This window comes from Tenacibaculum sp. nBUS_03, from assembly GCF_051201695.1.
Classification (GTDB): Bacteria; Bacteroidota; Bacteroidia; order Flavobacteriales; family Flavobacteriaceae; genus Polaribacter.
Genome location: NZ_CP179214.1, coordinates 1,247,215 through 1,262,248, shown reverse-complemented (window position 1 = coordinate 1,262,248; position 15,034 = coordinate 1,247,215). Strand labels below are relative to the sequence as shown.

Here is a 15,034-nt window from a genome sequence, read left to right as displayed (position 1 = left end):
AATTAAAAGAAAGTACATTTCCTGAGAGTCTTTTGATTAAGGACTTAGGCTACAATTTACTTAAATTAAAAGAGGTTGTTTTGAGTTTTCATTCAGCCTCTTATGATTTTTATAATTGTTTTAAGTTTTACTTTTAACCTATTAGAGGTTTAAATATAAAGTGAAATTTTGTTAAACATATAGAATAACAATAAAAAAAGTCTGAATACCTAAGGTAATTCAGGCTTTTAGATTTTTATAATTAGTTTATTTTAATTTTTCATATCCCTAATTCTTCAAACATATTTAAAAGTTTTTCGTCATTTGACGGTCTTGGAGCATTTCTACTTACAATATTCCCTTCAGGGTCAATCATTATAAATCTGGGTAATACTTTAATAGCGTATTTTTTTGTGAAATCAGAACCTAAAGACTTGTCTGCGAATAATTGAATTCCACCCATTTCTTTTTGATCAATAGTTTGTTTCCATTTCTCTTTCGCATTAATGTTGTCAACACTTATACTTACAAATTCAATATTTTTATCGTGATATTGAAGTTCTAGTCTCTTTAATAAAGGAGTTTCACGCTTACAGTATCCGCACCAAGTAGCCCAAACATCAATATAAATGTATTTTCCTTTACCTAATAAGTCATCTAAAGAAGTTGTACTTCCATCATAATTTTCATAGTTTTCAAATTTAGGAGAAGGTTTTCCTTTGGCAGTAATTTTTAATGAATTATACATTTCAGTGATTCTGTCTTTGTGACTTTGGTTTGTAGAATACTTTAAGAATTTATAGTAAAAATTTTCAGGGTCATCAGTAGTTGATATCCCGATTTTAGCATTTGAATCATATTTATCAGAAAATAAAAGATCATTTTTTGTTATTGAATCACTTACCTCGTTGTGGATTGTTTCTATATATGTCAAAAAGAAATCTCCGGTTTCTTTTAATCTAGCGTTTGTTTTTCTCTTGATTTCTCCTTCTAAAATTTCTCTGTAATAGGCAGAGTTAATGTAGTCTTCACTATTATTGTAACTAATTTTATCAGAAACAGAAGGAAAGTTTTCAGATAAAACAAACTCATCATTACCAGTTAGATATGGGTGGAATTCTGGATATTTGTATAAAAACATCAAATATTCATACTCAATATTTTTGATTTCTTTTTTTAAGAAAGCCTCAGGTAACTGACTACCTACAGCTAAATCAGTTATAGCATTCTTATAAACGTCAATTTTGTTTAAAAAAGCTTCTTGATCAAGAATAAGTATTTTTTTAATATGACCTATTTGTTCTTTATATATTTTACTTTTCTTAATAAAGTATTCATTGATTACTGCATTATCACCATCAAATTTAATAACACCTAATTTCTTATAATCAAAAGTAAGTTTAGTGTCCTCATTTTTAGTTAGGTATAAATTTATAGGATTTTTATTAACTATAAGTTTATAATAACCATCCTTATCAATTTTTATAGTGTCAATAAAAGTTTTATTCTTCTTATCAAACTTTATTTTTTTTTCAAATCCAAATCCCTGTAGTTTAACATCCCTTTTTTTAAAGTTGTCAATTGACCCAGAAATAACTAAATAATCTTTTATTGGTTTTTTTTTCTCACATGAAACTATAATGCATCCTAGAAAGGCTAAAAGTACTAGTTTTTTCATTCTTCTGTTTTTAAGTGTAATATAATATTTAAAAGTATTGTAAGGTACTAGAAAAAATAATAAGTTAATTTTCTTCAATTTTAATGTTTTAATTTATTGATATGTTTATTTTTTAATTAAAATAAAATTAGCAACCAATCTTAAGCGGATATTAACTTGTTAGATGTTTAGTTGAAGTGGGGGTAAACTTATTAAGAAAATTAAGTTCACTGACAAATATACGATAAATTATAACTTGCTGACTACATTTGAATTCAATGCCCTATTTTTTGTTGATGCAAAAAAATAGTGAGTTAATTAAAACCGATAGTATTGAAAGTAGTCAATTAATTCGTGTTGGTTAATAATTAAAAGAGAATTTATTTTCTTGCATGTATAAGATTTTTCATAGGGCAATATATATCTATATAAGAGAGGTTGTTTTCATTTTCTAACCAGCCATTTTATACTTTTTTAAAATGGTTTAAAATTTACTTATAACTCATAAGATTTAAAAATATGATGAGGTTGTTTATCTACTTAACTTTTTGTTTGTGTAGTAAATTTTTAACAAAATTGGCTTTTATTCTTAATCGTTACTATTAATTTGGTTATGTATATATCTTTGAGTGTTTTTTGAATACAAAGAAATACCGGATGTGATATTGAGTATACATATCAAAAACATAGAATTGTCATTAGTTAATTTTTAAAACTAAATACTGTTTATATACTAATTCAAACGAGGCTTTTCCATATATTTGAGATAATTAATTATAATTTATTGCATACTAATACCATTTAAATGAAGTATACACCAAGAAAAATAAATACTTTTTTATTTTTTAAATTACCATCGGCTTTTTTAACAGGGGTTCGAGTTAAAGCCATTTCTGAAACTGATGCAACTGTAATAGTTAAGTACAAATGGATAAATCAAAACCCATTTAAATCTGTGTTTTGGGCTGTTCAGGGAATGGCTTCGGAATTATCAACAGGAATATTGGTTATGAAAGCTATATATGATTCGAATAAAAAAATATCGATGCTGGTAACCAATATGAATGCGGTTTTTACAAAGAAAGCTACTGGTAAAGTTAGATTTGAATGCAATGATGGAATACTAATTAAGGAAGCAATAAAAAAAGCAATTGAAACAGGTGTTGGACAAACAGTTATCGTTACATCAGAAGGAATAAATGAAGAAGGAATTTCAGTTTCAAAATTCGAATATGAATGGAGTTTAAAAGCAAAAATGTAACAAAGTTTTAAAATAATAGTCTAATTATTAAAAGCTAATTATTATGAATGCACACGAAATTGATTATCGTATTTTTGGAGAAGAAATGCAATATGTAGAAATTGAATTAGACCCACAAGAAGGTGTTGTGGCTGAAAGTGGAAGTTTTATGATGATGGATAGTGATGTAAAAATGAATACTATTTTTGGGGATGGATCCAATCAGGAAAAAGGATTGTTAGGAAAAATATTTTCTGCTGGGAAAAGAATTCTTACAGGAGAAAGTTTGTTTATGACAGTTTTTACCAATGTTGGTTATGGAAAAAAACAAGTATCATTTGCTTCTCCTTATCCTGGTAAAATTATACCTGTTGATTTAACTGAATTTGGAGGTAAATTTATTTGCCAGAAAAATGCATTTTTATGTGCGGCAAAAGGAGTTTCCATCGGTATTGAGTTTTCTAAGAAGTTAGGTAGAGGCTTATTTGGTGGAGAGGGGTTTATAATGCAAAAAATGGAAGGAGATGGAATGGGATTTATTCATGCGGGAGGAACTATGGCTAAAAAGGTACTCCGACCTGGAGAAATACTTAAGATAGATACCGGTTGTATTGTGGGTTTTACGCAAGAAGTAGCGTATGACATTGAGTTTGTTGGAGGTATAAAGAATACTATTTTTGGAGGAGAAGGGTTGTTTTTTGCAAGTTTAAAAGGACCTGGTACTGTATATGTTCAATCATTGCCTTTTAGTAGACTAGCTGGAAGAATTTTATCTATGGCGCCCCAAACTGGTAGCGGAGATAGAGGAGAAGGTAGTGTTTTAGGTGGAATTGGCGATCTTTTAGATGGAGATAATAGGTTTTAAGGTACTCATTAAGTAAACTTTATAAAAAAATCCGCTTTTAAGCGGATTTTTTTATAACAAAGAATGTGAAATTTTATATCCCTAATTCTTCAAACATATTTAAAAGTTTCTCACCATTTGAGGGTCTTGGGGCATTTCTACTTACAATATTTCCATCAGGATCAATCATTATAAATCTTGGTAACCCTTTTATAGCGTACTTTTTTATAAATTCAGAACCAAAAGATTTGTCAGCAAATAATTGAACTCCTCCCATTTCTTTTTGATCAATAGTTTGTTTCCATTTTTCTTTAGCATTAATGTTGTCAACACTAATACTTACAAATTCAATATTTTTATCATGGTATTGCAGTTCAAGTCTTTTAAGTAAAGGGGTTTCTCGTTTACAAAAACCACACCAAGTAGCCCAAACATCAATATAAACATACTTTCCTTTACCTAATAAGTCATCCAAAGAGGTTGTACTTCCATCATAATTTTCATAGTTTTGAAATTTAGGAGAAGGTTTACCTTTTGCAGTAATTTTTAATGAATTATATATTTCAGTAATTCTATCTTTATGACTTTGGTTTGTAGAGTATTTTAAAAATTTATTGTAAAAAGTCTCAGGGTCGTCCGTGTATGTAATTCCGACTTGAGCATTTGAGTCATATTTTTCGTTAAATAAAAGATCATTTTTTGTTATTGAATCACTTACTTCACTGTGTATAGTCTCTATATATGTTAAAAAGAAATCTCCATTTTCAGTTAGTCTAGTGTTTGTTTTTCTCTTGATTTCTCCTTCTAAAATTTCTCTGTAATAGGCAGAGTTAATATAGTCTTCACCATTATCATAACTAATTTTATCAGAAACTAAAGGGAAGTTTTCAGAAACGACAAATTCATCATCACCAATTAAAAGAGGATGATATTTTGGGTATTTGTATAAATCTCTCAAATACTCATACTCAATGTTCTTTATTTCTTTTTTTAAAAAAGATTCAGGTAATTGACTAGCCATTGCTAAATCTGTTAAAGAATTTTTATAAGTATCAACTTTTTCTAAAAAAGCTTCTTCGTCAAGAGCAAGTAATTTTCTAAGATTACCAATGTCACTTATAAAAATTTTATTTTTCTTAATAAAATACTGATTAATGGCAGCGTTAGTTCCTTCAAAATTGATGGCATCTAATTTTTTATAATCAAAAATAAGTTTAGTGTCTTCAGTTTTAGTTAGGTATAAATTTATAGGCTTCTTGTTGACTATCAGTTTATAATAACCATCTTTCTCAATTTTTATCGTATCGGTAAAAGTTTTATTTTTCTTGTCAAACTTTATTTTTTTTTCAAATCCAAATCCCTGTAGTTTAACATCTCTTTTTTTAAAGTTGTCAATTGACCCGGAAATAACTAAATAATCTTTTACAGGTTCTTCTTTCTTACATGAAAGCATAATACCTCCTATGAGGGCTAAAAGTACTAGTTTTTTCATTCTTCTGTATTTAGGTGTAATATAATATTTCAAGTATCGAAAGTACTTTATTTAGTTTTTTTTTCAAAGAAATAAACAGGTTATTTCATTTTTGTTTAAAATTATATAGTTTTTTTCTGTTTTTAGTTTGATGTTTTAACTTTTTTTCGTGGTTTTATTTAGTTGTAAGTATTATTTAGATTATACTTTGTAGTTATGTGTAGTTTATTATTTGATTTTTTTTGGTTTTATTACATCATATCCATCTAAGTTTAATCATAAATGACTGTTAGTAGATTATGAATTTTATGTTTTGAAAATAATTTTTTGTAAAAAAAACCGAAGTTGAAACTTCGGTTTTTTACTTTCTTTTTCAATAACAATCATCCCCTCAAGTCTGTGATAGTAAATAGTAAATAGTTCTTCATAGTTAATGAATAATTGTTAAGACAATGTTAAATCAATAACTATGCCGTAATTGTTAATTATTTTAATAATAACATTATTATTTATGATTATCTTAGTTTTTATGTGTTTTTGTTAACGTATATGTTGTAATACTAGGATAAATAAGAGTAATTGTTTTTTAATGTTTTGAAACGTGTATGTTTAGGTATAAAAAAAGATTAAAAACCCTCTACTTTTAAATAGAGGGTGAAAAGTTAACTTAATGTACAAGGGGAAAAAAATTAAGTAACCTCACTAAGTTACAAAAAATAATATAATATCCCAAAAAAGATATTTTATTGGTATTATTTTGTTTTTATTTTATGTGTTGATAAATAGCTGTTTAAGTGCTTTATTGTTTTGATATCTATTAAGTTTGCAATTATAAGGATATAAGAAACTTGCCTATAATTTCTTTAAGTTTTATGAAGGTCTTCTTTAGTGTTCTTAAAAGGAAAGTTTAATAAAATAAAAATTCCTACCCGAATGCGAGTAGGAATTTTCCCCTTGAAATATTAAGCTACTTGAAATTTTCATTTCAAACTTATCGCAATTTATGTTAAAAGAATAGATTGAGCAATAAGGGGAATCCTTGAATTCAATGTAGTGGTTTTTACTTATTTAACTACTCAAAAACCATTAGATTTTAACTTAAGTCAATGTAAAACAGTAAAATGTATAGGGTTTTTTAGTTCTTAAATTTTTTGTAGTCAAATGTTTTTTTCTTGGTTTGTTTATAAAACTATGAAGTAAGGTGTTAAATAATTTAAGATACTTTTTAGTTTTAAAGAAGTAATCGAATTTATTTATTAAAAGTGTATGACAAGACCAATGATGAATCGATTAAGATTAATAGTGGTTTAGAAATGTTTAAAATGAATTATAAAAATAGTTCAATTTTTTAATAAAGCTTCTATTAATTCTATGATCTTATCATAGTTGTCTTTTTTTTAATTTTTCTATGAGAGAATAACATTTTACTTTTTCATTTAATTTTCGGTAGTTTAAATAGTTGTTGTGGTGAGAGGATAAAATGATAAGAAATATCAAAAAAAGTTGAGATATTGGTATTTCCAACAAAAGTTACAGAAAAACTATTTTAATTATTAATGCTATATATCAACTGAAATTATTTTCATGACAGCTTCCCAAATTAGTATTGTTATAGCATTAGTAAATAGAAAATAATTAGTTAGATGATTCATTTTTTTATCGAATCATGCCTAATTAATTTAGAAAGATAATAGTTTTAAGGTGATTAATTTAGTGTTAAATAAAGGTGAAAAGGGATATAAAGAAACTGCGCATTAACTTTTTTGTTTGGGGACGGGTTTTAATAACTCAGGTATAGTTAATACGCAGGAAGAAAAATAATAATTCTTTGTAGTACTAATTTCTTGAAAAAAATAAACAAAACAAATAGGTAAAATCCTTTAAGTTTATATAGGTACAATCCTGTAGTTTACTAAGTGAATACCATTAAGTAATCGCTGTGTATTTTGGATTATTGTATAATTTTAACTTAGATAAAATGTATAGTGGTAAGTGAAATATTAAAAGCGGGTGATCTATTATTTATGAAATAAACCACCCTATACCTTAAGCCCGTCCCCACGGGTCTTAAAAATTATTTTTTAAAGATATAAAAATAATTTTTAAATCCTATTAAAAGTTCAATTTAGAGATAAATAAATCTAATTGAGTCTTACTTTTCTTAGTTACAAAGATTTTAGAATGCATTTAAAAGTGTAGTCAAATATTTATTCTATATCCTAAGTATAATATGAAAGTGTAACAAATTTATCTTTTTTTATATTATTCGTAATCTTCTTTTTTGACCGTTGCGAGGTTAGATGTAATTTTTTAAAAGATAATTTAAAAGTTCAATTTTTTAAAATTAGAAAGTAATAGAGTAAATAAATGATTTAAAATAGTACATATAAGTTAGGTGAAATTTTAGAAAACGAATAATAGAAAGTACAATTTTAATATTTAAGGAAGACAAAAGACAAGGTCAATATTGAAAAATCTTATACTTTATTTCTATTTAGCAAAAAAAGTTGATCTATTCTTAATTAAATAAAAATAGACCAATCTAACCTCAAGCCCGTCCCCACGGGTTCTGAATGTTTTGTTTAAATGTATGATATAAATTCTAAGTTAAGTGAGTTGTAGTATGGAAGTAGTATTAGATTTTAGAAAAATTTAAATGTTTTGTACAATTAAGTAGTAAAAATTGAATAATTGAAGTTGATTTCTGTATTGGGTTACTAAATTATAATACAGAAAAGTAAAAAATGTTCAGTAGAATATTTTCTTCGATACTACAATTTAAACTATAATACTACAATTTTATATGTTTTGATGATGAGAAAAATTGAAATAGAAACAGAATGGTAAATATACTTAATGTATAAGGTTTCCCTATAAATTGTTTATTTAGATGTGTAATGTAATCTAAGGGTACCCTGCGTAATCAATAAAAAAAATACCGTGGGGGGTTATTGAAGTTACATGAGAACGCAAGGATTAAAATTGATTACAATTATAAATAAATACTTTTAAAAAACAAAAAAAAATGATCTTAACGACATTAAATTAGCTGTAAACGTAGTTAAATTAATTATGAGCGTATAAATAGAAAATAAGAAAACCTAACTATTAACATTCAAATTATTATATTAATATATGGATAAGAAGCTTTAGAAAATAATCTGAAGTAAGTTCAAAGAAATTCATAAAGTTTAAAATTAAAATTCTAATATAAGTAGAGATACGGTAATACTAGTTTTTATTTGTAAGGAATTAATAAGTATATATTAAAAATACGCTAAACTTTTTTAATTAGTCAATCTGATAATAAACAGAAAAGAAGCCCCCCCACGGAACTTCTTATTCTTTTCTACTTACTTAAATTTTATTAAAAACGAATAAAATATTTTATTTATAGAGTCTTTTTTAAAAAAAATATACTCTTTAAAAATAAAATAATTTAAAAATATTTGTAATCAAGATAGTTTTTACAATTCTAGATTTTTAGAAAATTAGTGTAGATTCAAAATATTTTTATATTCATTAAATAGAATATCTTGGAACAATTAATATATATGGTGTAAAAAAACTGTGCATTAACTTTTATGATGTGGGGGCCTTCAAGTTTATTAAGGAGTTTTGTTAATGCACAGTTAAAAAATATAAAAGTTTCTTTCATAACAAATATTGTAAAAAAAATAATTAACACAAATAGGTAGAAATACTTAAAATCATTATAGTAAAATTACTAGTATTAGGTAGTTTAAAGCCTTAATAATGATAGGGTAAACTATTAAGTTTTGTTATTTAAAGGAGTAATAAGGTGTTGTAAGAAATGTGATTTTATTCATTCATAAAATTGCTTGTTCTCAGAAGTAATAAAAGATTATACGTAAATGATAACTAAAGTATACCCTGCGAAATTATTTAATAAATACTTACTTAGGGCTATTGAGATTTATTGAAAACGCAAGTATTTAAATTATTAATAAATCTAAAAAAAGTGTTTTAATATAAAAAATAACTTATTTCTTTAACACAATAAAATAATTTATAAACGTTTATAAACAGAAAAGAAGCCCCCCCACGGAACTTCTTATTCTTTTCTACTTTTAGATAATTACTAAAAACGAATAAAACTTCATTTATGATTAAGACTCAAATTATAATAATAAGTCACATAAATTTTTAAAAAAAATATAAAATGTTATTTAGTGTTAATTTTGTGGAGTACTAATTTGGTAATTTAACCTTATAAATTTATGCATTATCAGTAATAGTTGTTGTTACATTCCTTCAGAAAATTAATTAAGCTCAATAGATATATCTGTATTATATTTTTAGGTTCTTTACCAATTCCACACTGTTGCAAGGAAAGACTTGTACGGTTTTATAAATCCATTTTTAAGTTTATCGATTCCCATTTTTTCTTCTAATTTTTTGAATCACAAATAAGAACTATAATATCTTGCAGCTTCATTTTTATTATCTTTAATCATATCCTCTGAAGTAAATTTAATTGTAGTTCCAGGAGGTGTGTTTCCATTTTTATCAAGATACTTTTGTCGTTCAGGAGTTAATTGTTTTCTAACAGTTTCTTTATTTACAGCTATCCCGCCCCATGACTGCAGGTTGATTTTTGCATCCCTTTTAATTACTTTATCGTATTCCTTTTTAAGCAATTTTGATTGTTTGTCGTACGTTATGGGAACTAAGTTTTCCAAAATTTTAGACTCAGAGCATTCAGCATGCCCTTCTGAAAACCACTTAGGTAATTTATCACAGGTTGCAAATTGATGTTGCCACGTATGAATCTGTTCATAACTAATAAAACGATACAGTTATTTTTCTGAGTCTTTTGATAATTTTTTTTTCGAATTCTGTACTATCCGTCTCGTTTTACCTAGAGTAGTAGCTAGGTAGGTAGTGTCATTAACTAATCCAATATCGGCCCAATTTACCTTTTCATTATTTGTAATGTAAAATTTCAGGATTTCTCGATAAATTATATTTAAATGATTAATGGCTTCAATCACTGAGTTTTCATTTATTTTATCAAAATATATTTTATATTCTAAGTTGTTTTTTTTGTCATTAATATGCTAATTCTTTATTTGTGGAATTTTTTTTTTGATAGATGTAATGTTTATGATTGCAAGAAAATAAAAGACTTATTATAAGCTCGATTGGTATGTTTTGAAACTTAATTCTCATATTTTAATTTCTGTATTACTTCCCTCAAATTTATTTTTTAATTTTATACTATTCAGTTAATTAATGTTATTTAGTGTTAAATGGATTTTCTTAAATGTTAGCTAATTTTTTAGAAAATTAAAACTACGAGGTTAATTTTTTTTGCTTTCTATTGAGGAACAATGCTAAAGGAAAAGAGCTAACTTATTTATTAGCTCTTATTTGGTTTTTGTATACGGTATCAGATATAATTATTTTTTTATTAGATGTTCAATAGTTTTTTCAATATTATTTATTGTTGTTGGTTTTAAACCACTAGATGCGTATGCAATTTTTAGATTTTTGTCTATAATAATATTGGTTGGATACCCTGATACTTTATATTTTGAAGCAATCTTTCGACTATTTGGAACTATGCTATAAAAAAAGTCTTGTGTTTTTAGAAAAGAATCAATTTGTAATTTACCGTTGCCAGAAAATCCTAAAAAGACAACCTCTTTATTTTTATATTTTTTCACTAAATTATTTAGTTGAGGCATCTCTCTGATACAAGGTTTACATTCTATAAACCAAAAGTTCATAACAATGATTTTTCCTTTCAAATTGTTTAATGAATACTCGTTTCCATTAATGTCAGTAACTGTAAAATCAGATGCGTATGTTCCAATTAAGTCATTCTGATTATTTTTTTGAGCAGTTAAGCTTATTGAGTAAAGAAAACTTACTAAAACTGTTAGGATAATTTTTTTTATAAACTTCATATATGTCTTGTTTTTTACTTAAGACCACTCATTTAAAATAAAGTTACATAAACATTACATGTTAACCTTATGTTTTGTAACTATGAAGTAAATGGTTAATAAATATCAGGTAGATGTAGTTTAAAAATTATAAGGATATAGTATTTTCCTGAATTTTATTCATTCTAATAAGAAAACTGATTAGATTATTACAATGGTTTTTAGAGTGATATAAACTTTATCTTAATCTAAAAAATTGTAGATTTAGCACTTATTATTCTTTTAAGATAACAAAATATATACATTTAATGAATCTTATTAATAAATACATTTTTTGTCTGTTTTATTTTTTATTTTTTGTGGGAATTATTGAATCTCAAAATAAAAAGATTGATAGTTTAAAAAAGGAATTGAATACACATTTGGAGAAAGATACTGTTCGTGTAAAAATTCTTAACCACTTAGCGTATTATAATTATCGAAATAATCCACCTCAGGCACTAGCATATGCTGATCAAGCCGGTAAATTGGCAGATGAAATACAGTCTGTAAAAGGAAAAGCACGTAGCTTTTATATGAAAGGAATTGTTTATATGGAGCAAGCCGATTTTAAAGTTGCGGTTAGTAATTATGAAGAAGCAATTAAACTATATAATTCTATAAACGACATAAAGAGTATAGCAGGTTGTAAAAATGCTTTAGGAGTATTATATAACTATCAAGGAAATTCTATGCTTGCTTTAAAATATTATAAGGAAGCATTAGCTATAGATATAAAGTTAGGAGTGAAAATGAATATACCAAACTATCTTTATAATATAGGTGATATTTATTCAGATACAGGAAAGTATGAAGATGCTTTGACTAATTTCAAAAAGGCTTTAAATGTTTATACTAAAAGTAATAATGAACACGGAATACTTAGTTGTTGGAATGCAATGGCTATAGTGTATATTGAACAAGGAAATTATCCATTGTCTTTAAAGTATCATAATAAATCACTTGAGGTAGCTGAAAAATCGAAAGACTCAATAGGTATTTTTCAGTCGTTTAATAATATAGGGAATTTATATAGAAAACAAGAGCTTTATGATAAAGCTTTGAGTTTTTATAATAAAGCTTTGGCTATTCATCAAGCTAATTATAATACTAGAAATATAACTGCTATAAAAAATAATATAGGGAGTATTTATAGTAATAAAAAAGAATTTACCAAAGCAATTCCGTACTTTAAAGAGTCAGTTAACATTAGTAGAAAGATTAAGAATGACAAGCAATTAGCTATCAGTCTTGTTGGGCTTGGATATGCATATATCGGAATTAAAGAGAACTCGAAAGCATTGATGTTTTTTGAAGAGGCAAAAAAAATTACTGAGTCTAGCCAAAAGAAGTATGATTTGTTAAGTTCCTGCATAGGAATTGCTAATGCATATTATAATTTAAAAAAATATAATTTAGCTTTAGTTAAGGCAGAAAAAGGTTTAGTGTTAGCAAATAAGTATAAATTTTTGATACATCAACGTGATGCATATAATTTACTCGCAAAAATAAACAATCAATTAGGGTACTACGAAAAAGCATTTTTAAGCTCTCAACAATTTAAGATATTAAATGATAGTATTTTTAATAAAAAAAATGTAGAGAAGATAACTCAGTTAGAGTATGAATATAAATATAAGAATGAGTTAGCATTAGCAGAAAAAAGAGAATTAAAATTAACAAAAACTGTAAATATTAAGTCTCAAAATTTAGAAAGAACTCAACATAATTTATTATTGGGTGTTATTGCTTTTTTAGTAACTACGTTAATTTTGGGAGGAGTAATTTTCTTTTTAAAATTAAGAAATGAGAAATCTAAAACCCAAAATATAGCCATAGAACAAAAGTTATTACGTACACAAATGACACCTCATTTTATATTTAATTCACTTTCAGTATTGCAAGGTATGATATTAAATAAGGAGGAAAAAACATCGGTATCTTACTTGTCAAAATTTTCAAAGTTACTTCGTATTACATTAGAAAACTCAAGAGATAAAATGGTTTTGCTTTCTGATGAACTCCTTGCAATAGAAAACTATTTAGCACTTCAAAATTTAGAGAATGCTTCATACGTGTATAACGTAACAGTAGCAGATTCTATAGATAGTTCACTTTTTAAAATTCCTCCTATGCTTATTCAGCCATTTGTTGAAAATGCTATAGAGCATGCATTTGTAAATCAAAAAGAGGATAGAATTTTAAAGGTTCATCTTGATTATCTTAGTAAAGAGTTAATTTGTACCATTATTGATAATGGAATAGGTGTTCTTGTGCAAAATGAAAAAAAAGAGAGAAATAAAAAATCATTATCCACTATAATCACTTCTGAACGATTAAAAATTTTAGCTAAAGATTTTAAAATGAAAGGATCGGTTGTTATTGAGGATAGACAAAAGTACAATGCGCAAGGAACAATAGTTACTTTATCAATTCCCCATATAAAAGAAGTTATATAACTAATATATTATCAATAAGAGATAATTTAGCATACTATAAAACTTCTTTCTTTTACAAATATCATATAAAGTAGTACACTTATTTATTTGAAGACTTCGGAAATAGATTTACTATTTCCTAGGTTTCTATTTCTCTGTACTTTTATTCTAGGAATACTAATATTAGTATTAATTTCTTAGGAATAAAAGAGGGGGGCTTTAAATTGTGTGAGGTATAGTTACAGAAAAATGAACTCAAAAAAGATATTTGATTAAACGTTAGTTTTAAGAAATCTTAACCTTATTACCGTAAATAGCTGTAAATAAATATTAAAAATATTAGCGCTTAGTTTAGTGAAAGGTAGTTGTATATAAAATCAAATAAATTTAGAAATTCCAAAAGGAAATGGAGTTTATGATTTTATGTTTTAGTTACATCAAAAAATAGAGATACATAACCCTGAATAGTATGTGGTTTTTAGCAAGAAAACCTGCAAAACTTTAAATCTGAGATATATTATAAGTAAAAGAATTTATAAAAAAATAGGAATAATAAAAATGGAAAAAATAGTTACAATTAAAAACGAATATAATTCTTTAGAAACATTACATGATTTTTTAAAAACAACATCTTCTTTTGAATGTTCTATAGAGTATGATAAATGGGAAGTAAGAACAAACACTAATGGACAAATGGAACAGTGTCTTGTACTTAAAAAAAGTGGTATGCACGCTGTGAAGTTATATTTCCCAAGAGAAAATGTTTTGAAAATCAGTTATATAGTTCCAAATTTAATTATGAATGCTTATTTTGGTAAAAGTGTGAAAAGAAGAAGAGATGTTATTGAAATTATTGCAGGAAAAATAAAGGAAGTTTTATTAGCACCTGCTCAGAAAAAAGCTTTTAAAGAGTTGGAAAAAGTAGTTTATAGAGCAACTATGCAAAATTAGGATGTAAGTCTAAAAAATAAAATTCTAAGTAAAATGAAATAGGCCATAAAATAACACAAAGCGCTATGCATGAAAGAAAAATAACTATAAAAAAAAGGGATAATGTAATTGATAGATAAAGTTTTAAATTAAAGGCAATATTTAATAATATATGAAAATTTTAAAGCAAATTACAGTTTATTGTATTTGGACACTGGTAGCATTATTAATAGGTATTGGTTATATGCGTTGCATTCAAGTTATTTTAGGAGTTAATGAAATACCTGCCAAAGGTGTGGGGTACTTGTTACATGCTTTTTTTTATTGGGGAGCTATTTATGTAGGGCTAATAATTGGAGCTATAATAGCACTTTTGTTTATTTTACTAGATGTTTTTTATTTAAAAAAGAAGTTAAAAAAAAATATAAAATCAACAATTATTCGGTTTTTGTTTCTTGGCCTGATACTAATGTTTGTAGGAGGGATGCACTATGTACTGGAAAAAATTATTGATATAATTTGAC

The 15,034-nt window shown here is 25.8% G+C and carries 9 protein-coding genes; 5 read left to right on the top strand and 4 right to left on the bottom strand.

Going from position 1 to position 15,034, the window contains the following annotated elements:
* Window positions 1-259: 259 nt before the first annotated feature.
* On the bottom strand, window positions 260-1,657 hold the full coding sequence (locus ACMFBB_RS05840) for a TlpA family protein disulfide reductase (RefSeq protein ID WP_435263527.1): 1,398 nt from the start codon (window positions 1,655-1,657) through the stop codon (window positions 260-262).
* A 784-nt stretch (window positions 1,658-2,441) separates the two neighbouring features.
* Between ACMFBB_RS05840 and ACMFBB_RS05835 the strand changes: the two genes are divergently transcribed.
* Both ACMFBB_RS05835 and ACMFBB_RS05830 read left to right on the top strand, forming a co-directional pair.
* On the top strand, window positions 2,442-2,897 hold the full coding sequence (locus tag ACMFBB_RS05835) for a DUF4442 domain-containing protein (protein WP_435263526.1): 456 nt from the start codon (window positions 2,442-2,444) through the stop codon (window positions 2,895-2,897).
* A 43-nt stretch (window positions 2,898-2,940) separates the two neighbouring features.
* Window positions 2,941-3,741 (top strand): TIGR00266 family protein, encoded by an 801-nt coding sequence (locus ACMFBB_RS05830; protein WP_435263525.1) that lies wholly within the window; start codon window positions 2,941-2,943, stop codon window positions 3,739-3,741.
* A gap of 73 nt (window positions 3,742-3,814) precedes the next feature.
* Here ACMFBB_RS05830 and ACMFBB_RS05825 read toward each other — a convergent pair whose 3' ends face one another.
* The 3 genes from ACMFBB_RS05825 to ACMFBB_RS05815 form a co-directional block, all read right to left on the bottom strand.
* A complete protein-coding gene (locus tag ACMFBB_RS05825) occupies window positions 3,815-5,212 on the bottom strand; it encodes a TlpA family protein disulfide reductase (protein ID WP_435263524.1) in 1,398 nt (465 codons plus the stop codon).
* A 4,403-nt stretch (window positions 5,213-9,615) separates the two neighbouring features.
* Window positions 9,616-9,894: a hypothetical protein gene (locus tag ACMFBB_RS05820; protein ID WP_435263523.1), complete on the bottom strand. Its 279-nt coding sequence runs from the start codon at window positions 9,892-9,894 to the stop codon at window positions 9,616-9,618.
* A 720-nt stretch (window positions 9,895-10,614) separates the two neighbouring features.
* Entirely contained in the window at window positions 10,615-11,124 is a 510-nt protein-coding gene (locus ACMFBB_RS05815; RefSeq protein ID WP_435263522.1) for a TlpA family protein disulfide reductase, read from the bottom strand.
* A 338-nt stretch (window positions 11,125-11,462) separates the two neighbouring features.
* Here ACMFBB_RS05815 and ACMFBB_RS05810 point away from each other — a divergent pair, with 338 nt between their 5' ends.
* From ACMFBB_RS05810 to ACMFBB_RS05800, 3 genes are all read left to right on the top strand, one after another.
* Window positions 11,463-13,601 carry a tetratricopeptide repeat-containing sensor histidine kinase gene (locus tag ACMFBB_RS05810; RefSeq protein WP_435263521.1) on the top strand — a complete coding sequence of 713 codons (2,139 nt, stop codon included), beginning with the start codon at window positions 11,463-11,465 and terminating at the stop codon, window positions 13,599-13,601.
* A gap of 537 nt (window positions 13,602-14,138) precedes the next feature.
* Entirely contained in the window at window positions 14,139-14,531 is a 393-nt protein-coding gene (locus ACMFBB_RS05805) for a hypothetical protein (protein WP_435263520.1), read from the top strand.
* Between the two features lie 151 nt (window positions 14,532-14,682).
* Window positions 14,683-15,033 carry a hypothetical protein gene (locus tag ACMFBB_RS05800; RefSeq protein WP_435263519.1) on the top strand — a complete coding sequence of 117 codons (351 nt, stop codon included), beginning with the start codon at window positions 14,683-14,685 and terminating at the stop codon, window positions 15,031-15,033.
* The last annotated feature ends 1 nt before the right edge of the window (window position 15,034 follow it).